This window comes from Blastochloris tepida (assembly GCF_003966715.1).
GTDB lineage: Bacteria > Pseudomonadota > Alphaproteobacteria > Rhizobiales > Xanthobacteraceae > Blastochloris > Blastochloris tepida.
Genome location: NZ_AP018907.1, coordinates 2,260,773 through 2,286,373 on the forward strand (window position 1 = coordinate 2,260,773; position 25,601 = coordinate 2,286,373).

21 protein-coding genes are annotated in these 25,601 nt (G+C 66.6%); 6 read left to right on the forward strand and 15 right to left on the reverse strand.

Annotated elements, in window-relative coordinates; translation table 11 throughout:
- Entirely contained in the window at window positions 1–1,686 is a 1,686-nt protein-coding gene (gene thiL, locus BLTE_RS10495; RefSeq protein WP_244599955.1) for a thiamine-phosphate kinase, read from the forward strand.
- 118 nt (window positions 1,687–1,804) lie between these two features.
- Here the strand turns inward: thiL and BLTE_RS10500 are convergent, their stop codons facing one another.
- A complete protein-coding gene (locus tag BLTE_RS10500) occupies window positions 1,805–3,403 on the reverse strand; it encodes an EAL domain-containing protein (protein WP_126400230.1) in 1,599 nt (532 codons plus the stop codon).
- Between the two features lie 739 nt (window positions 3,404–4,142).
- Entirely contained in the window at window positions 4,143–5,933 is a 1,791-nt protein-coding gene (gene aspS / locus BLTE_RS10505; protein WP_126400233.1) for an aspartate--tRNA ligase, read from the reverse strand.
- A 100-nt stretch (window positions 5,934–6,033) separates the two neighbouring features.
- On the opposite strand from aspS, the gene rnd reads away from it, so the two are divergent.
- From rnd to rfbA, 4 genes are all read left to right on the forward strand, one after another.
- Window positions 6,034–7,197 carry a ribonuclease D gene (gene rnd, locus BLTE_RS10510; RefSeq protein WP_126400236.1) on the forward strand — a complete coding sequence of 388 codons (1,164 nt, stop codon included), beginning with the start codon at window positions 6,034–6,036 and terminating at the stop codon, window positions 7,195–7,197.
- Window positions 7,198–7,425: 228 nt separating this feature from the next.
- Window positions 7,426–7,854 carry a secondary thiamine-phosphate synthase enzyme YjbQ gene (locus tag BLTE_RS10515; protein WP_126400239.1) on the forward strand — a complete coding sequence of 143 codons (429 nt, stop codon included), beginning with the start codon at window positions 7,426–7,428 and terminating at the stop codon, window positions 7,852–7,854.
- A 3-nt stretch (window positions 7,855–7,857) separates the two neighbouring features.
- A complete protein-coding gene (locus tag BLTE_RS10520; protein ID WP_126400242.1) occupies window positions 7,858–9,177 on the forward strand; it encodes a RuBisCO large subunit C-terminal-like domain-containing protein in 1,320 nt (439 codons plus the stop codon).
- A gap of 470 nt (window positions 9,178–9,647) precedes the next feature.
- Window positions 9,648–10,544 carry a glucose-1-phosphate thymidylyltransferase RfbA gene (gene rfbA, locus BLTE_RS10525; protein ID WP_126400245.1) on the forward strand — a complete coding sequence of 299 codons (897 nt, stop codon included), beginning with the start codon at window positions 9,648–9,650 and terminating at the stop codon, window positions 10,542–10,544.
- Window positions 10,545–10,724: 180 nt separating this feature from the next.
- On the opposite strand, the gene BLTE_RS10530 is transcribed toward rfbA, so the two are convergent.
- Window positions 10,725–12,065: a phenylacetate--CoA ligase family protein gene (locus tag BLTE_RS10530; protein WP_126400247.1), complete on the reverse strand. Its 1,341-nt coding sequence runs from the start codon at window positions 12,063–12,065 to the stop codon at window positions 10,725–10,727.
- A gap of 655 nt (window positions 12,066–12,720) precedes the next feature.
- On the opposite strand from BLTE_RS10530, the gene BLTE_RS17930 reads away from it, so the two are divergent.
- Window positions 12,721–12,861, forward strand: coding sequence for a thioredoxin domain-containing protein (locus BLTE_RS17930; RefSeq protein WP_145988188.1), 141 nt, complete (start codon window positions 12,721–12,723; stop codon window positions 12,859–12,861).
- Window positions 12,862–13,371: 510 nt separating this feature from the next.
- Here the strand turns inward: BLTE_RS17930 and cysN are convergent.
- From cysN to BLTE_RS10590, 12 genes are all read right to left on the reverse strand, one after another.
- Window positions 13,372–15,312, reverse strand: a complete 1,941-nt coding sequence (cysN, locus tag BLTE_RS10535) for a sulfate adenylyltransferase subunit CysN (protein WP_126400250.1) — start codon at window positions 15,310–15,312, stop codon at window positions 13,372–13,374.
- Entirely contained in the window at window positions 15,312–16,283 is a 972-nt protein-coding gene (gene cysD / locus BLTE_RS10540; RefSeq protein ID WP_425290272.1) for a sulfate adenylyltransferase subunit CysD, read from the reverse strand. The genes cysN and cysD overlap by 1 nt, the downstream gene beginning before the upstream one ends.
- Window positions 16,283–16,798: a DUF934 domain-containing protein gene (locus BLTE_RS10545; protein ID WP_126400253.1), complete on the reverse strand. Its 516-nt coding sequence runs from the start codon at window positions 16,796–16,798 to the stop codon at window positions 16,283–16,285. Before BLTE_RS10545 ends, cysD begins: the two co-directional genes overlap by 1 nt.
- 15 nt (window positions 16,799–16,813) lie before the next feature.
- Window positions 16,814–17,521 (reverse strand): phosphoadenylyl-sulfate reductase, encoded by a 708-nt coding sequence (locus BLTE_RS10550; RefSeq protein WP_126400256.1) that lies wholly within the window; start codon window positions 17,519–17,521, stop codon window positions 16,814–16,816.
- A complete protein-coding gene (locus tag BLTE_RS10555) occupies window positions 17,505–19,166 on the reverse strand; it encodes a nitrite/sulfite reductase (RefSeq protein WP_126400259.1) in 1,662 nt (553 codons plus the stop codon). The genes BLTE_RS10550 and BLTE_RS10555 overlap by 17 nt, the downstream gene beginning before the upstream one ends.
- A complete protein-coding gene (locus tag BLTE_RS10560) occupies window positions 19,166–19,492 on the reverse strand; it encodes a DUF2849 domain-containing protein (protein ID WP_126400262.1) in 327 nt (108 codons plus the stop codon). Before BLTE_RS10560 ends, BLTE_RS10555 begins: the two co-directional genes overlap by 1 nt.
- A 3-nt stretch (window positions 19,493–19,495) precedes the next feature.
- The gene (locus BLTE_RS10565) at window positions 19,496–20,542 is read right to left on the reverse strand and encodes an NAD(P)-dependent oxidoreductase (protein ID WP_160140582.1); all 1,047 of its coding nucleotides are present in this window, start codon (window positions 20,540–20,542) and stop codon (window positions 19,496–19,498) included.
- A 26-nt stretch (window positions 20,543–20,568) separates the two neighbouring features.
- Window positions 20,569–21,648: a sulfate/molybdate ABC transporter ATP-binding protein gene (locus BLTE_RS10570; RefSeq protein WP_126400268.1), complete on the reverse strand. Its 1,080-nt coding sequence runs from the start codon at window positions 21,646–21,648 to the stop codon at window positions 20,569–20,571.
- Window positions 21,617–22,501 carry a sulfate ABC transporter permease subunit CysW gene (cysW, locus tag BLTE_RS10575; RefSeq protein ID WP_126400271.1) on the reverse strand — a complete coding sequence of 295 codons (885 nt, stop codon included), beginning with the start codon at window positions 22,499–22,501 and terminating at the stop codon, window positions 21,617–21,619. Before cysW ends, BLTE_RS10570 begins: the two co-directional genes overlap by 32 nt.
- The gene (gene cysT / locus BLTE_RS10580) at window positions 22,494–23,357 is read right to left on the reverse strand and encodes a sulfate ABC transporter permease subunit CysT (protein WP_126400274.1); all 864 of its coding nucleotides are present in this window, start codon (window positions 23,355–23,357) and stop codon (window positions 22,494–22,496) included. The genes cysW and cysT overlap by 8 nt, the downstream gene beginning before the upstream one ends.
- Window positions 23,354–24,433, reverse strand: coding sequence for a sulfate ABC transporter substrate-binding protein (locus tag BLTE_RS10585; protein ID WP_126400278.1), 1,080 nt, complete (start codon window positions 24,431–24,433; stop codon window positions 23,354–23,356). The genes cysT and BLTE_RS10585 overlap by 4 nt, the downstream gene beginning before the upstream one ends.
- A gap of 253 nt (window positions 24,434–24,686) precedes the next feature.
- Complete coding sequence (locus BLTE_RS10590) at window positions 24,687–25,517, reverse strand: MetQ/NlpA family ABC transporter substrate-binding protein (RefSeq protein ID WP_126400281.1); 831 nt, start codon at window positions 25,515–25,517, stop codon at window positions 24,687–24,689.
- Between the last annotated feature and the right edge of the window lie 84 nt (window positions 25,518–25,601).

A 25,601-nucleotide genomic window follows, 5' to 3' on the forward strand; every position in this document is an offset into this window, starting at 1 on the left:
ATGACCATGGAGCTGAAGGTGCCGCCTCCAGACGGCGCTGCCGCAGCCCCCGGCGCGGAGGCTGCCGCCGCGCCGAGGCCGGCGCCTTCGGCTTCGACTGCAGACGAACCCGCACCGGCCGCGCCCGTCCCGGCCGCCCTGCCCTTCGATTTCGGGCCGCTCGATCTGCGGCCGCTGGAGCCCGGCGCGCTCGATTTGGGGCCGCTCGATCTCGGGCCGCTCGATCTCGGGCCGTTCGATCCCGGCCTGTTCGAGTCCGCCGTCGCCAAGGAGACGCCCGCGGCGGAAACGTCCCCGACCGAGACACCGGCGAGCGAGACGCCTGAGAGCGAAAAGCCCGAAGCGGAGACGGCAAAGGCCGAAGCGCCGGCCGCCGATGTGCCGGCCGCCGGCCCGCCGGCGCGCGAGCCTCGCCCGGAGACTCCGGCCGAGCCGGCAGCGGCCGAGCCGCTCACCCTGCCGACGGCGCAGCTGCGCGCCGCCGCGCCCGCGCCCTTCGTGCTCGACGTGCCGCCGCCGGTGCTGGTGAAGGCATCGGTGCGGCCGAACCCGGAAGCCAAGCCGCGCCCGCCGGCCGCGCCCGTCGCCAAAACGCCGCCCCCGCCTGCCGCCGCGCCCGTCGCCGAGGCCGCGACGGCGCCCGAGCCGCCACAAAGCCGGGTGCGCCCGCTTGTGCCGGTGCATGCCGATGCGGTGAGCCGGCTGTCCGGCGAGGATGCGCTGATCCACCGGGCGTTCGCGCCGATCGCCAGCCACGAGGGCGCGTTCGGCCTGACCGACGATGCCGCGGCGATCCCGGTGCCGCCGTCGCACGAGGTGGTGGCCACCACCGACACGCTGGTGGCCGGCGTCCACTTCTTCGCCAACGATCCGCCCGAGGCGATCGCCCGCAAGGCGCTGCGGGTCAATCTGTCCGACCTCGCCGCCAAGGCCGCCGAGCCGCTCGGCTTCCTGCTGTCGGTGGCGCTGCCGGAAGGCACCGGGCCGGACTGGATCGACGCCTTCGCACGCGGGCTCTCTGACGATTCCAAGCGATATCGCATTCCGCTGTTCGGCGGCGACACCGTGCGCACCACCGGGCCGCTGGTGATCTCGGTCACCGCGCTCGGCACCGCGAAGCCCGGCGAGGTGGTGCGCCGCGCCGGGGCGCAGCCCGGCGACTGGGTGATGGTCACCGGAACGATCGGCGATGCGGCGCTGGGGCTGATGCTGCGCAAGCATCTCGGCCTGAAGGCGCTCAACCGGCTCGGCGCGCGCGACAAGGCCCATCTCACCGACCGCTACCTGCTGCCGCAGCCGCGCCTGAAGCTGGCGGCGGCGCTGCGCCTGCACGCCACCGCGGCGATGGACATTTCCGACGGCCTTGCCGGCGACCTCGCCAAGCTCTGCGCGGTCTCGGGCGTCAGCGCCCGCATCGAGACGGCGCTGCTGCCGCTGTCGCCCGCCGCGGCCGCCGCCATCGAGACCGATCCCCGCCTCCTGGAGCGGGTGGTGACCGGCGGCGACGACTACGAAATCCTGATGACCGTGCCTTCCGACGATCTCGACGCCTTCGTCTCGGCGGCGACGCGGGCGGGCGTGGCGGTCACCGCCATCGGCGAGATCACCGCCGGGCCGGGCCTGCCGGTGCTCTACGGCCCGGACGGACCGATGAAGCTCAAGCAGATGAGCTTCAGCCATTTCTGACGCTGCCTCGGGGCGTCTGGAGCATCCGTCGATCTGATTGGACCAAGCGGACGCTTTTGGTTTTTGTTTTATCGCATTCTCTTCCGCAAAACCGGTTCCCACTTTTGCGGAGAATGCTCTACCCGATCTGGCGGTTGCGCGCGGAGATGTAGCGCGGTAGTGGCGTGCGGTTCCGCACCATCTTGAGGGCGTCCGCCTCCGGCGAGTCGTGGCACATCGCCTCGACGAGATCGATGTAGGCCTGCCCCGGCAGGGCCGGTGCGAACACATAGCCCTGCGCCATGTGGATGCCGTGCTCGCGCAGATATTCCACCTGCTCGAAGCTCTCGACGCCTTCGGCGATGACGTCGATCCGCATGGTGCGGCCGAGTTCGGCCAGCGTGTCGATGATGGCGTTGGAATAGCGCTCGGTGCCGATGGCATCGACGAACATCTTGTCGATCTTGATCGCGTCGACGCCGAGCTTGAGCAGATAGTTCAGGCCGCTGTGTCCGGTGCCGACATCGTCGATCGCCACCCTGGCGCCGAGGGCCTGCAGCGCGGCGATGCTGCGGCGCGCGGCGGCGAGATCGGCCAGCGGCGCGCGCTCGGTCACTTCCAGCATGAGCTGCGACAACTGGATCGCGGAGTGTCCGAAGATCTCCTGGATGTCCTTGACGATGCGGTCATTGTCGAAATGCTCGGCATGGATGTTGAAGCCGAGCTTGAGCTGGGGGCGCAGCGCATAGACGTCCGCCACCTCGTCCCGCGCCGCCCGCATCAGCGCGAGCGTCAGCTCGAAGATCAGGCCGGAGCTTTCGGCGAGCGGCACGAAGGCGCCGGGCGAGACCACCTCGCCGGTCGGCTTGCGCCAGCGCACCAGCACCTCGCAGCCGATCAGCCGGCCCGCGGCGATGTCCATCACCGGCTGATAGAAGGGCACGATCTCGCCCGCCGCGATCGCCGCCCGCAACTCGCCCACCGGATCCTCGCGCGGGCGCGTCGTGCTCAGCGCCAGCGCGATGACCAGCGCGCAGACCACGAAGCCGCCGGCGCGCGTGTACTGCACCAGCGTCCCGCCTTCGGCCTTGAGGCCGCCCATCGTGCGCACGATCTCCACCGAGATCGGAAATTGGCTGGAACTCACGACGACGCGGACATCCCGCGGGCCGACCGGTTCGCCGGGATCGTGCAGCACCGACGGGATGCCGGCCAGGAACAGCCGGACGCCCAGCCCCTGCGCCGGCGGGATGAAATCGTCGGCCTCGAAGATCTCGGCGGGCACGAGCGCCGCCAGATAGTGCTGGGCAACCGGATGGCGCAGCCGCAGCGCCGGCTCCTGGCTCTCGCCGAACCGCACCATCGACACGGTGATGCCGGAATCGGCCACGGTCTGCTCGGCCGTCATGGCCTTGTGGTCGGAGCCGAAGCCGTGGTGGGAGCACAGCACGGCGCCCGCGCCATCGACCAGGGCCACCTCCTTGACCGGCGTGGTGGTGTAGACTGCGCGCCGCATCGCCTCGATGTCCCCCGGCCGGCACGAGCCGACGCCGGATGCGACGAGAGTCCGCAACGACGTGGAGGCGCGCTGCAGCCTGACATTGGCCCGCGCAACCATTTCGCGGGCGTTCAGCGTCGCCTGCGACGTGCCGCGGTCGTGGGTGAGGACGTCGATCGCCGCTTCCACGCCGATGACGATGAAGGCCGCGCAGCAGATCGCCGCGAAAAGCACGAGCACCCGTTTTCGTGTCGCGCGCTTCACCCCGACAATCCTCGCGCTAATCTCCACTCCGATAAAGCCGAATTCGCCTTAAAAACGGATTAACACTTGGAACCTTACGCAGTAGTCGATGGGATAATGAACCAGAGATCGAACTGTTACAGTTCGCACCGGTGCACAATATTTCGCCATCCCCACAACCATGTTGCGAATGAAGCACGCGGCGAAACCCTCAACGGCCGGCCAGCCCCGTCGGGAGAACTTGTGTCGGGCCGCGTTCTGAACTGCAACTTTCGAGCGACTGCCGTCCCTGGCTGACGCAGACCGGGCAGAGCCTTCACGGCAAGAGATGATACCAACGGCCGCGAAAGCGGACCGTTGGTTCCGATCGCGGATTTTCGCTAAATCTTTGATTTCCCGCAAGAAAATCCGCGAGAGTCAACGGCTCCACGCGTCAGCGTCTGGGGCCGTTAGTATGATGCGTCTGTGAATACCGGTTCTGCGAAAGAACGCGCGCCGAAAGCCCCGCGTACGAGCGGGGCTTTCGGTACTTGCATAGCGGAAATGCGGCTTGATCCGACCGGCGCCGGTCAAGCGATTGCCGGCCCGTTGGGCCGGCGAACCGCAGTCCGTATTGTCCGGCTTCCGGTCGATCCGTTCGGGATACCGGAAACGGTCTCGGCGGAAATCCCTCGTTCGGAAACGAGAATTTCGGCGAACGGCACATGGTTTCCGGCCTGATCGGCCGGAAACCCTATCAGGCGCCGGGCAGGTTCAGCCGGATATGCAGCTCGCGCAGCTGCTTGGCCGTCACCGTCGAGGGCGCGCCCATCAGCAGATCCTCGCAGCGCTGGTTCATCGGGAACAGCACCACCTCGCGCAGATTGCTCTCGCCGGCCAGCAGCATGACGATGCGATCGACGCCCGGGGCGATGCCGCCGTGCGGCGGCGCGCCGTACTGGAACGCCCGGTACATGCCGCCGAACTTCTCGATGATCGTCTCCTCGCCATAGCCGGCGACCGCGAACGCCTTCTTCATGACGTCCGGACGGTGGTTACGGATGGCGCCCGAGGACAGTTCGATGCCGTTGCAGACGATGTCGTACTGGAAGGCGGTGATCGACAGAATCGTGTCGCTGTCGGCCGGATCGAGCGCCATGAAGGCATCGTGCTCGAAGTTCGGCATCGAGAACGGGTTGTGCGAAAAGTCGATCCTCTTCTCGTCCTCGTTCCACTCGTACATCGGGAAGTCGGTGATCCAGCAGAACTCGAAGCGGTTCTCCTCGATCAGGCCGAGCTCCTTGCCGACGCGGCTCCTGGCCTCGCCGGCGAACCTGTAGAACTTCTCGGGCCGACCGGCGACGAAGAAGCAGGCGTCGCCGTCATGCAGGCCTAGCCGCTCGGCGATCATCGCCGTGCGCTCGGGGCCGATATTGTTGGCGAGCGGCCCGGCGCCCGCGCCCTCGCGCCAGAAGATGTAGCCCAGCCCCGGCTGGCCCTGGTCCTGCGCCCAGCCGTTCATGCGGTCGCAGAAGGCGCGGCTGCCGCCGCCGGGGGCGGGAATGGCCCACACGTCGGCCTTGGGATCGTCGGCCAGGATGCGGGCGAACACCTTGAAGCCCGACTCGCGGAAGGCGTCGGCGACCGACTGCATCTTGATCGGGTTGCGCAGGTCCGGCTTGTCGGTGCCATAGGTGCGGATGGCGTCGGCATAGCGGATCTTCGGGAAGGTCTGGGTGACCGGCTTGCCGTTGCCGAACTCCTCGAACACGCCCTTCAGCACCGGCTCGACGGCGGTGAACACGTCCTCCTGGGTGACGAAGCTCATCTCGATATCGAGCTGGTAGAACTCGCCCGGCGAGCGGTCGGCGCGGGCGTCCTCGTCGCGGAAGCAGGGCGCGATCTGGAAGTAGCGGTCGAAGCCCGCCACCATGAGGAGCTGCTTGAACTGCTGGGGCGCCTGCGGCAGCGCATAGAACTTGCCGGGATGGACGCGGCTCGGCACCAGATAGTCGCGCGCGCCCTCGGGCGAGGAGGCGGTGAGGATCGGCGTCTGAAACTCGAAGAAGCCCTGCGATTTCATGCGGCTGCGCAGCGAGTCGATCACCGCCCCGCGCAGCATGATGTTGCGGTGCAGCCGCTCGCGGCGCAGATCGAGGAAACGGTAACGCAGGCGCGTTTCCTCGGGATATTCCTGATCGCCGAACACCTGGAGCGGCAGCTCCCCGGCCGGGCCCAGCACCTCCAGCTCGGTGATGAACACCTCGATCTCGCCGGTGGCGAGCTCGCCATTCACCGTGCCGATCGGCCGCGGGCGGACCTTGCCGTCGATCCGGATCACCCATTCGGCCCGGGCCTGCTCGGCCGCCTTGAAGGCCGGGCTGTCGGGGTCGGCGACCACCTGGGTAATGCCATAGTGATCGCGCAGATCGATGAACAGCACGCCCCCATGGTCACGGATGCGGTGGCACCAGCCCGAAAGGCGGACGGTCTGGCCGATGTCGGAGGCGCGCAACGCGCCGCAGCTGTGGGTACGATAGCGGTGCATGGAAAACCCGTTGACGGAGCGGGGGGCTAGAGCACATGTGACGGCACCCTTGTCAAGGCACCGACTCCAAGCCTGACTGCGACTCCGCTATAGCAGTTCCATGAATCTGATTACGACCACCCGGGAACTGGCAGACGTCTGCTCGCGACTTGCGGAATATCCGTTCGTCACCGTCGACACCGAGTTTCTGCGCGAAACCACATTCTGGCCCAAGCTGTGCGTGGTGCAGATGGCCGGGCCGGACGAGGCCGTCGTGGTCGACGCCTTGGCCGACGGCCTTGATCTGTCATGCTTTTTCGAGCTGATGGCCAATGAGCAGGTGGTCAAGGTGTTCCATGCCGGCCGGCAGGACATCGAGATCATCTGGCACCGCGCCAACATGATCCCCCACCCGGTGTTCGACACCCAGGTGGCGGCCATGGTGCTCGGCCACGGCGATTCGGTGTCCTACGACCAGCTCGTCCAGCGACTGACCGGCCAGGTCATCGACAAGTCCAGCCGGTTCACCGACTGGGCGCGCCGGCCTCTGAGCGAGGCGCAGATCGCCTATGCGGAAGCCGACGTCACGCATCTGCGCGATGTCTACATGCGCCTGCTGCGCGACCTGGAGAAGCGCGGCCGCGGCGACTGGGTGGCCGAGGAGATGGCGGTGCTGATCTCGCCGGAGACCTACCGGCAGGATCCGGCGGTCGCTTGGCAGCGGCTCAAGACGCGGGTGCGCAAGCCGCGCGAGCTCGGGGTGCTGATCGAGGTCGCCGAGTGGCGCGACCGCGAGGCGCAGGCGCGCGACGTGCCGCGCTCGCGCGTGCTCAAGGACGAGGTGATCGGCGAGATCGCCATCCAGCAGCCGACCACGCCCGAGGCGCTGGCGCAGCTTCGCTCGCTGCCCAAGGGGTTCGAGCGCTCGAACTGGGGCGTCGCCATCATCGAGACGGTGAAGCGCGGCCTCGCCCGCGACCCCAAGACGCTGCCCGCCATCGAGCGCGAGCGCAATTCCTCCAACGGCGCCCATGCCACGGTGGAGCTGCTGAAGGTGCTGCTACGCATGACCGCCGAGCGCCACGCGGTGGCGGCCAAGGTGATCGCCACCGTCGACGACCTCGAGCAGATCGCCGCCGACGACGAGGCCGACGTGGCGGCGCTGCGCGGCTGGCGGCGCGAGCTGTTCGGCAACAAGGCGCTGGCGCTGAAGGAGGGCCGGCTGGCGCTGGCGATCGACCGCGGCCGGGTGGTGGCGGTGGAGCGGCCGAACGGCGAGCACTGAGCGAAGCCCGGCGCGGTCAGGGTCCGGCCGCCATCGGGCGGGGCGGCGGAGCGGCGTTCGTCGAACCGGCATCTGCGCAGCCGCTATTTGCGCGATGGGTGCTCGTACGGCCGGAATTTGCGTGCGCGGAACCGGCACGGTAACGTCCTGCCCCTCAGCCGGGGCTCATATCCCAGCCTCCAAGGTTTCCAGCCTCCAAGGTTTCCGGCACGTCCCCGAGGTCGACCCATGAAGATCATCCGGCATCGGATCGAGTTCGCCACCATCGAGCCGATCGAGATCGTCGATATCACCGGGCGCGTGCGGGACTGGGTGGCGGCCTCCGGCGTCAGGGATGGCTTGGTAACAGTTACCTCTATGCACACCACCGCCCGCGTCAATGTCAATGAGCGCGAGCCGCAGCTCCAGCGCGACATGGTCACCTTCCTCAAGCGGCTGGTGCCGCGCGACGGCGACTGGCTGCACAATCTCGCCGCGGTCGACGGCCGCGACAATGCCCACTCGCACCTGCTCGGCCTGTTCATGAATTCGTCCGAGACCATCCCGGTCAGCGGCGGCGACCTCGTGCTCGGCGGCTGGCAGTCGATCTTCTTCATCGAGCTCGATGGACCGCGCGAGCGGCGCGGGCTCGATTTGCAACTGCTGGGAACCGACTGACCGATGACGCCGGATGACATTGCGGGCTTCTTCGCCACCCGTGCCGACCTCAATCTCGACGACTATATCGAGCTCGATTTCACCTTCGAGTGCGCGGGCGATCCGCGCGCCGCCGCGGCCCATCTCGCAAGCGAGCAATCGACCGCGCAGTGGCGGCGGGTGGGCGTGGACGAGGATTTCCGGCCGCGCTTCGCCGCCAAGGTGATCGATCTGCGCGCCGAGCCGCAGCCGATCGGCTTCTCAGTGCCGGTCGCCTGCGCCGCGCCCGGCGAAGTGTTCTCCTGCCGCGCGACGATCGCCCACCCGCACGGCAATTTCGGCCCGCGGATCCCCAATCTGCTGTCGGCGGTGTGCGGCGAGGGCGTGTTCTTCGCCCCCGGCATCCCGCTGATCCGGCTGGAGGATATCCGCTTTCCGCTGCCCTATCTCGCCGCTTTCGAGGGGCCGCAGTTCGGGCTTGCCGGCCTGCGCGAGCAACTGAAGGCGTTCGACCGCCCGATCTTCTTCGGCGTCATCAAGCCCAATATCGGCCTGCCGGCCGCCCCCTTCGCCGAGCTCGGCTATGAGAGCTGGCTCGGCGGGCTCGACATCGCCAAGGATGACGAGATGCTGGCCGACATTCCGTGGTGCCCGCTGAAGGAGCGCGCCGCGGCACTCGGCGCCGCTCGCTGCCGGGCCGAGCAGGAGACCGACACCCCCAAGATCTACCTCGCCAACATCACCGACGAGGTCGACCGGCTGGCCGATCTGCACGATCTCGCGGTCGCGGCCGGCGCCAATGCGCTGCTCGTCAACGCCATGCCTGTGGGCCTGAGTGGCGTGCGCATGCTGCGCCGCCACGCCGAGGTGCCGCTGGTCGCCCACTTCCCGTTCATCGCCGCCTTCAGCCGGCTGGCGGGCTACGGCATCCACTCGCGCGTGCTCACCCGCCTGCAGCGGCTGGCCGGGTTCGACGTCGTCATCATGCCCGGCTTCGGCCCGCGGATGATGACCCCCGAGCGCGAGGTGCTGGATTGCGTACGCGCCTGCCTGGAACCGATGGGGCCGATCAAGCCCTGCCTGCCGGTCCCCGGCGGCAGCGACTCGGCGGCAACGCTGGAGGGCGTCTACCGCCGGCTGGGCTCGGCCGATTTCGGCTTCGTGCCGGGGCGCGGCGTGTTCGGCCACCCGATGGGGCCGCGCGGCGGCGCCGCGAGCATTCGCCAAGCCTGGGAGGCCATCGCCGGCGGCATCCCGCTCGACCGCCACGCCGCGACGCATCCGGAACTTCAGGCGGCGCTGGCGGCGTTCGCCGCCCCGCACACGTCGCCCCGCGCGGCATAATTTCTCTCACCTTTGCCACGCACCTACCTCCGGTCCTGAGGGTGGCGGGCGGTAGCGACCGGACCCAACGGTCGGCTTTCGCTGCCATTGTCATTGTGCCGGCGCGTTCCTCAATGGGCCGAACAGGCTGCGCCGGCTTGCACCCCCGTGTGCGCCGGCTTGCGCGCGGGCCACTTGCGCGCGGGCCATTTGCGCGCGGGCCATTTGCGCGCGGGCCATTTGCGCGCGGGCAAGAGGCCGGCCTCGGAGCGGAGATCGCTATCTGGCTACCGCAAAGCTTCACATTGAAGCAATCGATCGGCTTGATTCAATCTTTAAGTGTTTAAGCATTTTTCGCAACCTTAGATAATTTAGCTAAACCTCCAGCATGTTCTGTCAATACACACTCAAGGCATATTTCTGACCGCGCTTTGCCACAAGCTGGGGCTATGCTATCGTTTATTGACATTGATGGGCGGGGGAAAGACAGCATGAAGGGGATCATCCTGGCTGGCGGCAGCGGAACGCGGCTTTATCCCGTCACCACCGTGGTGTCGAAACAACTGCTCCCGGTCTTCGACAAGCCGATGATCTACTATCCCCTGGCGGCTCTGATGTTTGCCGGGATCCGCGACATCCTCATCATCACCAATCCGCCGGACCAGCCGCTGTTCGAGCGCCTGCTCGGCGACGGCGGCGATTTCGGGCTGCGCTTCTCCTATGCGGTGCAGGACCGGCCGCGCGGCCTCGCCGACGCCTTCATCGTCGGCCGCGATTTCGTCGGCGACGACCGCGTCGCCCTGGTGCTGGGCGACAACATCTTCTACGGCGCCGGCCTGCCGGGGCTGCTGGCGAAGGCGGCAGCGCGCCAGACGGGCGCCACCGTGTTCGGCTATGTCGTCAACGACCCGCAGGCCTATGGCGTGGTCGAGCTCGACGAGAGCGGCCGTGCCCTGTCGATCGAGGAGAAGCCCAAATTCCCCAGGTCGAACGTGGCGGTGACCGGTCTCTATTTCTACGACAATGACGTGCTCGACATCGCCGCCGGCATCAAGCCGTCGGCGCGCGGCGAGATCGAGATCACCGACGTCAACCGCGCCTACATGCAGCGCGGCGACCTCTATGTCGAAACGCTCGGCCGCGGCTATGCGTGGCTCGACACCGGCACCCACGCCTCGCTGGTCGAGGCCAGCCATTTCGTGCAGATCCTCGAGCAGCGCCAGGGCCTGCGCATCGCCTGCCCGGAGGAGATCGCGCTCCGGCTCGGCTACATCCCGCTCGACAAGTTCCACGCGCTGGCCCAGCGCGTCGCCAAGAGCAGCTATGGCGAATATCTGATGTCGGTCTACAAGAGCTTCGCCGCCGCCCCGCGCATCGCCGCGGCGTGATACGGCACCAACGGCCGGCCGGCGTGCACCCCATGTGAGCCGGATCCCCCGGCGAGCGCGGCCGAGATTGAGCGGCATTCCTGCCGTTCCCCAGATACAGCACGGGCGGTCATCCGCCGGCCGCAGCGCCGCCGCCCGCAGCGCCCGGACCAGCGCATGCACGCCGGGCTCAAGCCGCGATCAGCCCCACACCCCGACCCTGCGATCCTCGACCCGCTTGGCCTTGTGCGTGGCGCGCGGCAGCGTGTCGGGCGGCAACACGTTGACATCCGCCGACACGCCGGTGACCGACTTGAGCTTGCGCCCGAAGCGGTGGGCAAGATCCTGGTCGTGGCCGTTGAAGCCGCGCACCTTCTCGACCTCGACGGTGAGCCTGTCGAGGTGATGAACCCGCTCGACGATCAGGCGATACTCGCCGGTGAGTTCGTGGTCCTGCCGCGCCACCGCCTCGACATCGCTCGGAAACAAATTGACGCCCTTGATGATCAGCATATCGTCAAGCCGTCCATGGATGCCGTCGAGCCGGACCGCGGTGCGGCCGCATTTGCAGGGCTCCGGATTGTAGCTGACGATATCGCCGGTGCGGAAACGCACCATCGGCCGCGCCGTCTTCTTCAGCGTCGTCAGCACCATCTCGCCGCGCTCGCCCGGCTTCACTGGCAGGCCGGTGACCTGGTCGAGCACTTCGATCAGGATGTGGTCCTCCGCCCAGTGCAGGCCGTCCTTTTCCTCGCACATGCCGGCGCACGAGCCGAAGATGTCGGACAGGCCGTAATAGTCGTAGACTGACGCGCCCCAGAGTTCCTCGATGCGGCCCCGCGTCTCGGGGATCGATCCCCCCGGCTCGCCGGCAACGAAGATACGCCTGACGCTGAGATCCTTGCGCAGGTCGTAGCCTTCCTTCTGCGCCGTCTCGCCGAGATACCAGGCGTAGGACGGCGTGGTCCAGATGATGGTCGCCTGGAACTGGCGCAGAATCGCCAGCAGCCGCTCCGACGGTATCGTCCCGGCATGAATGCTGAGCGCGCCGAGCTTCTGCGCGCCGAGCACGCATGGCCCACCGATGAACAGGGACATGTTCAGCGAGTGCGCATACCGATCGTGCGGCCGCATGCCGGACGACCAGAACTGCCGCGCCTCATAGTCGATCCAATCGTCGAAATCCTGCGCGGTGAATGGCGAGGCGGTGGGCACGCCGGTCGAGCCGGACGAGGCCGAGATGTAGACGATATCGCGCTCGGGGACCGCGGTGAGGTCGCCGAACGGCGGCACCGCGAGCTGCCGGTCGCGCAGCACGCGCTTGTCGATAAAGGGAAAGCGCCGGATGTCGTCGAGCGTCCTGATCTGGTCGGGATGGGCCTTCGCGGCGTCGAACGCGGCGCGATAATAGAGTGAATTTGCGTAGGCATGCGCGATGTGCTGCTTCAGCAGTCCAAGCTTGAGGCGATCCCAGTCCTCGCGGCTCTGCGTCTCGAGCTTCGCGTCCCAGTAGCGGAGATCGTCGTTGAAGGCGGTCGTCATGTCATTCCATTCCAGGCGTGAGATCAGAGCAGCGACACAGTCGCCCAGTCGCGCGGGATGCCGCCGAAGGTGGACCATCGCCATCGGACGCCGGTCAGACCGGCGGTTTCCGGCATCTCCGCCACGCTCGGCATCCGCTCGCGACGACGCATTTCGAGGCAGATGCTAGCGTGAGTTCGAACGCTGCGACTCCCGGTCCGGAGAATAAAAATTCCGGTCTCGCAACATTGCCCGTGGCAGCAACCTCATCCCACGCAGCAGCCCCTGCGCAGACATGTCTTCTCTTCGGCTCACGACCACCACCGATCGCGAAAGCAATCCCGCGCCGGCGCCCCATTCCCCCACCTCTGTTGAGACGGAGTCCGGGCGCTACCGTGTGGTCGTCAAGCGCATGCCTCTACGCACCCGGAAGGCAACCATGGGTCACGGCCGCTCGCAGACGAGGCGGGACCGCGCGGCGGGCGCGAAGCCGTACTCATCATCCTGCGCAAGGCGTTCAGCAGCCGGCTGATCGCCTTGTTCGTAGGCGCGGTCCGACTCGCCATCTTCGCGGTCGGGTTTCTGCCCAACGTGCTGTTCACGTGCGGGAGGAGAAGACGATGAAGGACGCCAAGGGGCTGGGGCGGATTGCAAGGGCAGCTCGGACGCCGCTGCAATGGTCGAGGCCGGGGTTGCCCGGGTCGCCATCCCAGTGACCGTCGAGAAGGTCGCCGATCATGCCGCCATCGCCTCCTTCGGCGTCGCCTCGACGCAAGGCATCGTCATCGACGGTAATATCAACGGCCCCAGACGCTGACGCGTGGGGCCGTTGACTCTCGCAGATTTTCTATTGGGAAATCAAAGATTTCGCGAAAATCCGCGATCGGAACCAACGGTCCGCGTTCGCGGCCGTTGGTATAAGGTGATCCATGCGGGCAGGATGCCCAAGGCCGAGGACGTCGCCAAATGGTTGGCGTGATGCGGGCGAAGCGGCGAAAGGTCTGTGGCGTGGCCGAAGGAAATGACGATAGGACACAAGCGTCGTGGTCCAGGCAATGAAACGGTCCGCCAACATGAAGCCGTTCGATCAGCACAGCATCCTCGTCGATCTCTCCGACATCCGCGTCCGGCGGCGATGGGACCGGCGTCGACCAACGTGATGGAAATATTCCGGGGAGTGGGAGACGCCGGCACGGCACGCAACGTCCAATCTCAGCGTGACGTTGGAAACGACCCGCTCCCCAACCGCCGCTCGCAGCCACGTTCCTTCCAAGTGCGGCCATCCTTCCAAGCGCGGCCATCCCGATCGGAACGCGGGATCCCATGATCAGAGCTGGGCGCCATCCCCTCCCGACGGATTGCCACGGGTATGCGCGACCACCAGCCGAACCACCCGTTCCGCCGCAATTGCCGCACTTTCACGTTCCGTATTCAGCACCAGCGCTGGCGACACGGGAGGTTCGTAGGCCTGATCACGTCCGGTCAGGTGCCTGATGCGACCGGCCTCCGCCTTCGCATAGAGCCCCTTCGGATCGCGCTCGCGGCACACGTCGAGCGGTGCGTCGACGAAGACCTCCAGGAATCGCCCTTCGGGCAGCAGCGCAGCAATGCGGGCGCGATCGGCACGGAATGGCGACACCAGCGCTGTGACCACGATCAGGCCGGCATCGTGCAGAAGCCGCGCGACCTCGCCAACCCGTCGCACATTCTCGGTGCGCGAGAGCGCGTCGAAACCCAGGTCGGAATTGAGACTCTGCCGCAGATTGTCACCGTCGAGCAGCATGGTGTGGAAGCCCTGGGCCACCAGTCGCCGTTCGACCAGATTGGCGATCGTCGATTTCCCGGCTCCCGACAGTCCGGTCAGCCACACCACGACCGGTGTCTGCGCCTTGAGGAATGCTCGTCGTTCCGGCGTCACGTCATGCGCGTGGCCGTGGATCTCCTGCGATCCGCCGAGGCTTTCGCGAATCATGCCGGCGGCGACCGTGCGGTGCGTCGTCCGATCGATCAGAATGAACGAGCCGGTGGTGCGGTTGTCATCATAGGGATCGACGGCGATCGGGATCGTCGTCTCGAGGTGTATCCGGCCGATGCTGTTCAGCGGCAGGATGTCCGCGTCTTCATTCAGAAGCGTATCGACCGCGAGCGCGCTGGCAATGTTGGCAATGACCGCAGGCACCGTCGCCGTGCCTGCCTTCAGCAGATAGGCGGCGCGCGGAACGCCGGGGTCCTCATCCATCCACACCACGTCGGCGGAAAACTGCCGGGACACGATCGGCCGCGCCCGCGGCGCTGCGAGCACGTCACCCCGGGCGATGTCGAGCTCGTCCTCCAGAGTCAACGTCACGGCGTGCCCGGCTGCCGCACGCGGCACGTCGCCATCGAAGGTGACGATGCGCGCGACACGCGACGTATGTCCCGAAGCGGCGGCGACAACCGCATCGCCGACCCTGATCTCTCCTGACGCCACGGTGCCGGCGAACCCGCGAAAGTTCTGCGACGGTCGATTGACCCATTGCACCGGCAGCCGGAAAGCCTGATCGGCCCGGTGATGCCCGACATCGATGGTTTCCAGCAGCCGAAGCAGTGTCGGCCCATGGTACCAGGGCGTGCGCGGACTCGGTTCGGCGATATTGTCGCCAAACCGCGCGGACAGCGGAATCGCGGTGATCGACGCGAATGCGAGCGGCGCTGCGAATGCGCGGAACGCCGCCGCAATCTCCTCGAACACGTCTTGCGAGAACTCGACGAGGTCGATCTTGTTGATCGCGAGCGCGACGTGGCGAATGCCGAGCAGCGAGACGATGACCGCATGACGGTGCGTCTGCTCGAGGAGACCGCGGCGAGCGTCCACCAGCAGAACCGCGAAATCGGCGTTCGAAGCGCCGGTCGCCATGTTTCGGGTGTATTGCTTGTGGCCGGGCGTATCGGCAACGATGAACGCACGTTGCGCTGTGGCAAAGAACCGGTAGGCCACATCGATGGTGATGCCCTGCTCGCGCTCGGCCTCCAGGCCATCCAGCAGCAGAGCGTAGTCGATCTCGCCGCCGGTGGTGCCGAACCGCCGCGAATCGCGTTCCAGCGTCGCCATCTGGTCCCGGAACAGGCTGTTCGCTTCGTGAAGCAGCCGGCCGATCAGGGTCGACTTGCCGTCGTCCACCGAGCCGCAGGTGATGAACCGCAGCTCGCTGCGTTCCTGGCGCGGCAGCACCTCCGGCTCGGACTGGATCGTCTCGGCGGCAATGGCGCGTGCGGCTGCAGTCGACATCAGAAATACCCCTCGCGCTTCTTGCGTTCCATCGAGGCATGCATGGCGCCGTCGATCAGCCGGCCCTGTCGTTCCGATGACTCGGAGGCGACCACCTCGGCAAATATGTCGTCCACCGTCGTTGCGTCCGATGCCGTCGCGGCAGACAGCGGCCAGCAGCCGAGCGTGCGAAAGCGCACGCGGCGCGTCACCACCTGCTCGCCGGGATTGAAACGCATGCGCTCGTCATCGACGACGATCAGCGCGCCATCGCGGTCGACCACCGGCCTGTCAGCGGCGAGATAGAGCGGCACGATCGGGATGTCCTCGATACGGATGTAGTCCCAGATGTCGAACTCGGTCCAGTTGGAGAGCGGGAACACCCGCATCGTCTCGCCCGGCGAAAGGCGCGTGTTGAACAGGCTCCACAATTCGGGGCGCTGGTTGCGCGGCTCCCAGATGTGGCCGCTGGCACGGTGGGAGAAGATGCGCTCCTTGGCGCGCGCCTTTTCCTCGTCGCGCCGGCCACCGCCGAACGCGGCGTCGAATCCGAATTCATCGAGCGCGGCCTTGAGCGCTTCCGTCAGCATCAGGCGGGTATATTCGCCGGTCTCGGTGTCGAACGGATTGACCCCGGCGCGGGCAGCGCGTTCGTTCGAACGCACGATCAGGTCGAGCCCAAGCTCCCTCGCCGTGCGGTCGCGATGGTCGAGCAGATCGCGAAAATCCCAGCCCGAAGCGATGTGCAGGAAGGGAAACGGTGGCCGCGCCGGAAAGAATGCCTTGCGGGCAAGGTGCAGCATGACGCTGGAATCCTTGCCGACCGAATACAGCATCACCGGATTACGGAACTCGGCCACCACCTCGCGCAGGATGAAGATTGCCTCATCCTCGAGACGCTTCAGATGGGGCGACAGACGGCCCTGCCGCGCCGGGCGGCGTACGACCGGTGGCTCCTCCGGCAGGGCCCCCGGCATCAGGATATCGGACATCAGACTGTCTCCGAGACGCGCAGCCAGGGCCGCGGGCCGGGCCGCGTTTCAGTACCTTCCCGCGACGCCGGCTGATAATGGTGCCGCACCGCCTTGATGCGGCCCTCGCGCAGCGCTCCGATCGTGCCAGGGTGCGTGACATCAAGCGCGTCGAACCCGACACGGGTGAGAAACACGATCTGGTCCTGCAGCACGTCGCCGACCGCACGCAGCTCGCCTTGATAGCCGAACCGATCGCGCAGCAGTCGCGCCGTCGAGAAATGTCGGCCGTCCGCATATTTCGCGACGTGCACCACCACCAATCGCAGGTGGGGAATGATCTCCTGAAGCCCGTCGAGCCTCTCGCCGGCTGCCAGCACGACACCCGCGCCGGCATTGCGCTGGCGCAGCTTCGGCCATTCCGCGATCAGACGCGCCTTCGCAAGCGCCACCTTGCCGGTCGCCGGCACCGGTTCGGTCTCGCCTGGAAACTGCCAGTCGTCGTCGCCGAAGGAGCCGTTTCGATAGAGTGCCATGGTCGGTTGTCCGGGTCAGGTTTCCGAGATCAAGGGCAGCGAGGCCGGGCGGTGGATGCCGCATTCGGTCTTGTCGAAGCCGGACCATCGGCCGGCCCGCGGATTGTCGGCGGACGCCGGTCGCGTGCACGGTTGACAGCCGATCGACGGATAGCCGCGCGCCACCAGCGGGTGTTGCGGCAGGCTGTGCTTGCGGGCATAGGCCGCAAGATCCGCCGCACCCCACGCCGCGAGCGGATTCACCTTCACCCGCTTGTCCTCGAATTCGAACGCCGGCAGCGCAGCTCGCGTCTCGGCCTGAAAGCGCTTGCGGCCGGTGATCCAGGCGGCGAACGGCTCAAGTGCCGCATTGAACGGCGACACCTTTCGAAGGGCACAGCAGCCATCCGGATCCCAGGTCGCCCGAGTTCCATCCGGATCGCGGCGGCTGACCGCATCCGGTGACGGGCCCACCACCCGCACATCGCCGAGCCCCAGCCGCTCCGCCAGTTCGTCGCGGTAGGCCAGCGTCTCCGGGAAGTGCCGGCCAGTGTCGACGAACAGCACCGGAATCGCCCGATCGATCGTTGCTGCAAGGTGAAGCAGCACCACCGACTCGGCCCCGAACGACGACACAACCGCAATCTCGCCCTTGAAGTGGTCGAGTGCCGCTCGCAGCACCGTCGCCGCATCGGCGGCCCCATAACGGTCCTGCAGCAGCGCTGCGTCAGCCGGCGTCGGCATAGAGCGCCTCCCAGAACGGCTTCTCGCCGAGCCTTCGATAGGTGGCGAGAAACGTCTCCTCCGGCGCCAAACGAAGGCGAACGTACGCGCTGATGATGATCTCCACGGCATCGACGACGTCTTCAGACGAGAACCCGCGGCCTACGATCTCACCGATCGCGGTGTTCTCGTCAGCCGAGCCGCCAAGCGTGATCTGGTAGAACTCCTCGCCCTTGCGGTCGACACCAAGAATGCCGATGTGTCCGACGTGATGATGGCCGCACGCATTGATGCAACCGGAAATCTTGAGCTTCAGGTCTCCGATGTCATGTTGACGGTCGAGATCGGCGAAACGCTCCGACAGCCGCTGCGCAACCGGGATCGAGCGGGCATTCGCCAGCGAGCAATAGTCGAGCCCGGGGCAGCAGATGATATCGGTGATGAGGCCGGCATTCGGCGTGGCAAGCTCCACGCTCTCCAGCGCCGCATGCGCCGCCGGCAGGTCATCAAGCCTGACGTGCGGCAGGATGAGGTTCTGCTCGTGCGACACGCGAATCTCGCCGAAGGAGAACCGCTCGGCAATGTCTGCGACCGCATCCATCTGGTCGGCGTTGGCATCGCCCGGGATGCCACCGGACGGCTTCAGCGAGATCGTGACGATCCCATAGCCCGGCTGGCGGTGCGGGTGCACGTTGCGCGCGACGAAGCGGACAAAGGCGGGGTTGGCGCGTCTGGCCGCCTCGAAGATCTCCGCGCGGCCCGGCTCCTCGACGAAGGCCGGCGGCGCAAAGTAGGCGCGAATTCGCGCGATCTCCTCTGCCGGAAGCGTCAGGGTGCGGCCCCGCAACTCGCCGAACTCGTCTTCGATCGCCGCCTTGAGCCGGTCGAACCCTGTCTCGTGAACCAGGATCTTGATGCGCGCCTTGTACTTGTTGTCGCGCCGTCCCTCGAGATTGTAGATTCGCAGGATGGCCTCGACATAGGCAAGCACGTCTTCCTCAGCCACGAAGTCGCGAAGCTTCTTCGCGACCATTGGCGTGCGTCCCTGGCCACCGCCGACATAGACTGCAAAGCCGATCCTGCCCGCCGCGTCGCGCGTCACCTCCAGCCCGATGTCGTGGACCTGAATTGCGGCTCGGTCTCGCGGCCCGCCGCTAATCGAGATCTTGAACTTGCGCGGTAGGAAGGTGAATTCCGGGTGGAGCGAGGACCACTGCCTCAGGATCTCGGCATAGGGTCGCGGATCGGCGATCTCATCCGCCGCGGCGCCGGCGAAATGATCGACCGTGACATTGCGCACACAGCTTCCAGAAGTCTGGATCGCGTGCATCTCGACCTCGGCGAGTTCGTTCAGGATCGCCGGCACGTCCTGCAGTGCGATCCAGTTGTACTGAAGGTTCTGGCGGGTAGTGAAGTGGCCATAGCCGCGGTCGAACCGTCGGCCGATGTCGGCAAGCTTGCGCATCTGGCGTGCCGACAGCGTGCCATAGGGAATCGCGATACGCAGCATGTAGGCATGAAGCTGCAGATAGACGCCGTTCATCAGGCGAAGCGGCCGGAACTGATCTTCGGTCAGTTCGCCGGCCAGCCGCCGCTCGACCTGGTCGGCGAATTCCGCCACGCGCTCTCGGACAAAGGTGGCGTCGAACTCATCGTATCGATACATCACGGATGCTCCGGACCGGCGTTGCTGGACACCAGGATCGTCGGGCCGCTTGCGCGAATCAGCTCACGCAACTCCAAAGGCCGTACGAACCCCTTTTCGTTCACAACCCCGATCAGTGTCGGCTCCACCACACGTCCGGCATCGTGGTCGGCACGGGCGCGAGCCAGCAATGCGTCGGCGGCCTCGCGCGTCGTCGCGATTTCGGCGTCTCCGACAGAGGGAAGCCATGCGCCGTCCGCCCGGCGGAACACCACGAGGCCTGTGCGGAGATCGTTGGCGATTGCCACGGATGGCTGGAAGGGCTTTGTGGTCTTCGATCTGGTCATCGCTCAAGCCGCTCTGCGGGTGGATGGACACGCAGCCGGTCTCGCTCCGGCGACACCCGGGACGACGTCGCAGGCGATCCCCGCCACGCGAAGCGCTGTTGCCGCGCTACGAACGAACGCCGAGGCCGCTGCATCGCCCGGAACAAGTCGAACCACGCGCCGGCCGGCACCGGCATGCTGTGTCAGCAGCGCAACCTCGTCAGGTTGGTACACCGCGCCGTGCCTTGGCGGGTCGATGCCGATGCGTTCGATGTCACGTCGCGCCAATGCCAGGATGTCTTCCGGTGCATCGCTATCGTGGACCAGCACGTCGGCGCCGAGCAGCAGGCGGTGGGCACGCAGAGTCATCAGATCCGCCTCCCCTGGTCCGGTGCCAATGAACAGCACGGCACCAGCCACCGTTCGGGCGATCGCTTGATCGAGATCCGCGAGCGCCTGTTGAGCTGCGGTCTCCGCCGCACCGGCGAGCGCGAGCTCGGCCGCGCGGCCTTCCAGGAGACCTGTCCAGAATCTGCGCCGTGCGACAGGATCCGCGAGACGATCGAGTACCTGGGAGCGCACTGAACCCGCAAGAACAGCGAGCTGGCCGAGGTTCGGCGGCAACAGCGCCTCGATCATCCCGCGAATCCGTGTCGCCAGAACCGGTGCGTGGCCATCGGTGGCGACGGCGACCGAGATCGGTGCGCGATCGATGATCGCCGGCATGGCGAAGTCGGAGAGTTGCGGTCGGTCGACCACGTTGACCGGCACGCGTTGCGCGTGGGCATGTGCCGCATGACGCGCATCGGTGTCGGCGTCACCGGTAGCGATGATTGCCAGGGCGACGTCATCCAGCGCATAGGCGCAAAAGTCGCCGTCACTTCGGGTAATTCCATGCGAAGCGGCGAACCGCTCGAGTGCCGGCGACGGATTCGCGGCGACCAGCGTCAATGCCGCTTCGGTGCGTGCCAGCAATCGCAGCTTCTGCAGTGCTGCGGCTCCCTCCCCGACCACGACCACGCGGCGACCGGCGACGTCATGGGACACGGGAAGGAAGCGGAAACGTGCCATGGACGAACCTCGATATTGCATGGACTCTACGCGCCGAAGGCACGAAGCCGGCGGAAGGACACATGGACGGTGTCGCCCCTGGCGAGCAGCACGTCCGGCGGCAACTCCATCTCCACCTTTGGAAGATCCGCATCGATCTGAAGCTCGGCCCGCCGCGTCGCCCCTGCTCGCCGCACATCAGCAATCCGCGCCGACAGCGCGTTCGCCTCGCCCTCTGCCAGGACAAGGTCGCGTGGGCGGACGAACAGCGATGCCGGTCCGTCCGCGACCCTCGCGCCGTTCAGCGGGAGCGCGTGCGGGCCGAGCCGCAGCACGCCGCCGGTCGCATGCGCTGGAAGCCGCGCCGCCTCGCCGATGAAGCCCGCGACGAACGCCGTCGCCGGATGCTCATAGACCTCGTCGGGTGTTCCGATCTGCTCCAGCCGCCCCCGGTTGAGGACGGCAACACGATCGGCAATCTCGAGCGCCTCGTCCTGGTCGTGGGTGACGAAAAGCGTGGTGTGGCCGGTCTTCTCATGGATGTCGCGCAGCCAGCGGCGGAGGTCGCGTCGCACCTGGGCGTCGAGCGCGCCAAACGGCTCATCGAGCAGCAGCACCTTGGGATCGACGGCCAAGGCGCGAGCCAGCGCCACGCGCTGGCGCTGACCACCAGAAAGTTGCGCGGGATAGCGCCGCTCCAGCCCGGCAAGCTGCACGAGGTCGAGCAGTTCCGCCACTCGCGCCCGGATCGCCGCACTCGACGGTCGTGATGCACGCGGGCGCACCCTCAAGCCGTACGCGATGTTCTCGGCCACGGTGAGATGGCGGAACAGTGCATAATGCTGAAACATGAAGCCGACGCCGCGCGCCTGCACCGGCACCTGCGTTGCGTCCTCGCCGCCAAGCAGGATCCGTCCACTGGTGGCCTGCTCCAACCCGGCGACGATGCGCAGCAGCGTCGTCTTGCCGGATCCCGAGGGGCCCAGCAGCGCCACCAGCTCGCCGGGACGTGCGCGCAAGCTGACCCCATCAAGTGCCGCTGCCTCACCGAAGCGCTTGCTGATGCTCTCGGCCCGGATTTCCGCTGTCCGGCCGCTATCCAAGGCGGCGTGCTCTTGCAAGGCCATCGCCGTAGCGCCATTCGAGGGCTGACTTGACCACGAGCGTGATGAGAGCGAGCCCAGCGAGAAGCGAGGCGACCGCGAAGGCACCGACAAAGGCATATTCATTGTAGAGAATCTCCACCTGCAGCGGCAGTGTGTTCGTAAGGCCGCGAATGTGTCCGGAAACAACCGACACCGCGCCGAACTCGCCCATGGCGCGTGCATTGGCGAGCAGCACCCCATAGAGCAGCGCCCATTTCACGTTCGGCAGCGTGACGGTGAGAAACATGCGAAAGGCAGAGGCGCCGAGCGTCAACGCCGCCTCCTCCTCGGCCGTGCCCTGCTCCTGCATCAGCGGAATCAGCTCGCGCGCCACGAACGGGAAGGTGACGAAGATCGTCGCCAGCACCAAGCCTGGTACGGCGAAGATGATCTTGATGTCATGCTCCTGCAGGAAGCTGCCGAACACGCCGTGCGCGCCGAACAGCAGCACGAAGACGAGACCAGAGACCACAGGCGATACCGAGAATGGCAGGTCGATGAGAGTGACCAGCACGCTCTTTCCAACGAAATCGAATTTCGCCACGGCCCAGGCTGCGGCGATGCCGAACACCACGTTCAGCGGTACCGCAATCGCTGCCACCAGCAATGTCAGGCGGATTGCCGCCTGTGTGTCGGGATCGGCGAAGCTGGCGAAATAGGCCGCGACGCCGCGGCGCAGCGCCTCGGCGAACACGGCGGTCAAGGGCAGCACCAGGAACAACGCCAGGAACGCCATCGCGGCCGCAATCAGGACCAAACGGACGAAAAGCCCCTCGCCGACCACCTCTACCGGGCTTCCCCGCAACACAACTGCTGCCGACACCCCATTAGACATGACCGAACCTCCGCCGGCTCCAGGCCTGGATGAGGTTGATCACCAAAAGCGCCATGAACGAGATCGCCAGCATGATGGTGGCGAGCGCCACCGCCCCGGTGTAGTTGAACTCCTCGAGCTGGATGACGATCAGGAGCGGCGCGATCTCGGACACGAACGGCATGTTGCCGGCGATGAAGATCACCGAGCCGTATTCGCCGACCGCGCGGCCGAACGCCAGCGCGAAGCCGGTCAGCACCGCCGGTGCCAGCGCAGGCAGGACGACGCGCGCCACGGTTTGCACCCGCGAGGCGCCGAGCGTGGCGGAGGCCTCCTCGATCTCGCGGTCGAGATCGGCCAGAACCGGCTGAACAGTTCGCACCACGAATGGTAGCCCGATGAACACCAAGGCCACGAAAATGCCAAGCGGCGTGTACGCAACGGAAATGCCGAGCGGCAGAAGCCGTGAGCCGACCCAGCCGTTCGGTGCATAGATCGCAGTGAGGGCGATTCCAGCGACCGCTGTGGGCAGCGCAAACGGCAAATCGACCATGGCATCCAACAGCCGCCGGCCGGGAAACGCATAGCGAGTCAGGACCCACGCCACGACAAACCCGCTCACCGCGTTGAGCGCGGCCGCCGCGAATGCGACCCCGAACGTCAGCCTCAGCGCCGCGGCGGTCCGCGGCGCTGTCGCAGTCTCCCAAAGCCCCTCAATCCCGAGACCAGAGGCACGGCCTACCAGAACGCTGAGCGGAATGAGAACGATCAGCGACAGATAGGTCACCGCGAAGCCGAAGGTCAGGCCAAATCCCGGCAGCGCAGAGTGCTGGCGCAGCTTAAAAGGCATCGATCGCAAGGTGTCGGCAGCGCTCATCGGCCTGCCGCCCCACCGGGCTTATAGATCTCGTCGAACACACCGCCATCGGCGAAGTGCTCGGCTTGCGCCTTGCTCCAGCCGCCGAACACCGCATCGATGGTGACGAGCTTGAGATTCGGAAACCGCTTGAGGTCGGCCGGGTCGGCGGCCTCCAGCTTCGACGGCCGGTAGAAGTTGGCGGCGATGATGCGCTGCGCCGCGGGGGAGTAGAGAAAGTCGAGATAGGCCTCGGCCACATGGCGCGTGCCGCGCCGGTCGACAACTGCGTCGACCAGTGCGACCGGCGGCTCGGCCAGGATCGACAGCGACGGATAGACGATGTCGAACCTGTCGGCGCCGAACTCGGCGAGCGCGAGATGGGCCTCGTTCTCCCACGAAATGAACACGTCGCCCAGCCCGCGTTGCACGAACGTCGTCGTCGAGCCGCGCGCGCCGGTGTCGAGCACCGGAACGTTGCGATAGATCGCAGCGACGAACGCCTTGGCCTTCTCCGGATCGTTGGTGCGGTCGAGCTCATAGGCCCAGGCGGCGAGGTAGTTCCAGCGCGCCCCGCCCGAGGTCTTCGGGTTGGGGGTGATCACCGCCACGCCGGGCTTGGCGAGATCGCTCCAGTCCTGAATGGCCTTGGGGTTGCCCTTGCGCACCAGGAACACGATGGTCGAGGTGTAGGGCGAGGAATTGCTGGGCAGCCGCGTCTGCCAGTTCGCCGGCAACAGCTTGGCCTTCTCGGCGATCGCGTCGATGTCGGCGGCGAGCGCCAGCGTCACCACGTCGGCCTGGAGCCCGTCGATCACCGTGCGCGCCTGCCGCCCCGAGCCGCCATGCGAGGTGCGGATGGTCACCCTCTGGCCGGTCCGCGCCAGCCAGTCCTTCGCAAACGCCTCGTTGATTGCCTTGTAAAGTTCGCGTGTCGGATCATACGACACGTTGGTAAGCGTCACCTCGGACGACTGTGTTGCGGATTCACGGCTCCCGTCCTGCGCATGGCCGAACACGGTCGTCGCCAGCACAAGGCCAAAGGCAGCAGCCGTTGCCGCGAGGTAGCGCCAATCCAGGGGCTGCGAATTTGTCATCTCGGTCTCCACGGCAAATCGATCTCCAGAAATGGATGCTCCGAGAACGGAGCCGTCGAAGAGCCGGCTCACAGGAGAAGCCGACCCGCGGATTCACGCAAGACCGGGAGAGGAATTTGGATCATCTTCACTCCAGGTCACAGCTTGGGCGAATTGAATCCTCTGCAGCTTGCGGCGGCACGAGAGAATTTGTTCCGGACGCGCCGGCTACGCCGCCACTTGCCGCAACGGCCGGGCGCTTGCCCGGCCACCATCACCACGTAGCCAGGATGCTGCCGGCGAACGCCTTGTCGACGAACGCTTTGACTTCGGCCGAGCGGTAGATGTCGATATAGCGGCGGATGCGCGGGTCATCCTTGCGGTCCTCGCGGGCGGCGAACACCAGCGTCCATTGCGAATCCACGCCTTCCAGCGCCAGTGCCTTCTTCTGGTCGAGACCGGCGAGGTGTGCGTAATTGTTCGAGACGAACGCCACCGCAACATCGTCGAGGGAGCGCGGCAACTGGGCGGCCTCAAGCTCGATGAAGCTCAGCTTCTTGGGATTTTCAACGATGTCGGCGGGGGTTGCCGAGATGCCCGCGCCTTCCTTCAGCTTGATCAGGCCAGCCTGCTGGAACAGATAGAGTGCGCGCGCGGAATTGGTCGGGTCGTTGGGGATCGCCACCTTGGCACCGGCGGGAATGTCCGCCAGTTTGGTGAACTTCGAGGAGTAGATGCCCGCCGGCACCACGATCGATGTCTCGAGCGGGATGATCTGGAACCCGCGCGCCTTGACCTGATTGGCGAGATAGGGCCGGTGCTGGAAATTGTTGAGGTCGATATCGCCGGAGTTCAGCGCGACGTTCGGCTGCGTCCAGTCGGTAAACTCGATCACCTCGACCTTCAGCCCCTCCTTCTCGGCAATGCGCGCCGCCTCGCGCAGGATGTCGCCGTAGGGGCCGGCGGAAACGCCGACTTTGAGCGCCCTGCCCGGCTGCACGGTCGGCACGACGTCCGCCGTCTGCGCCTGCGCGACGGCAACCGCCGGCACGAGGCTGGTGAGTGCTGCCGCGAGCACGAGGCGGCGGGAAAGGTGTCCGATCATCGCAATAAGCTCCCTAACGCCGGGCGCACGCCGCGGCGGTGTCAGATCTGGATTGGGGAAGGAGGCTGGCCGAAACGCAGGGAC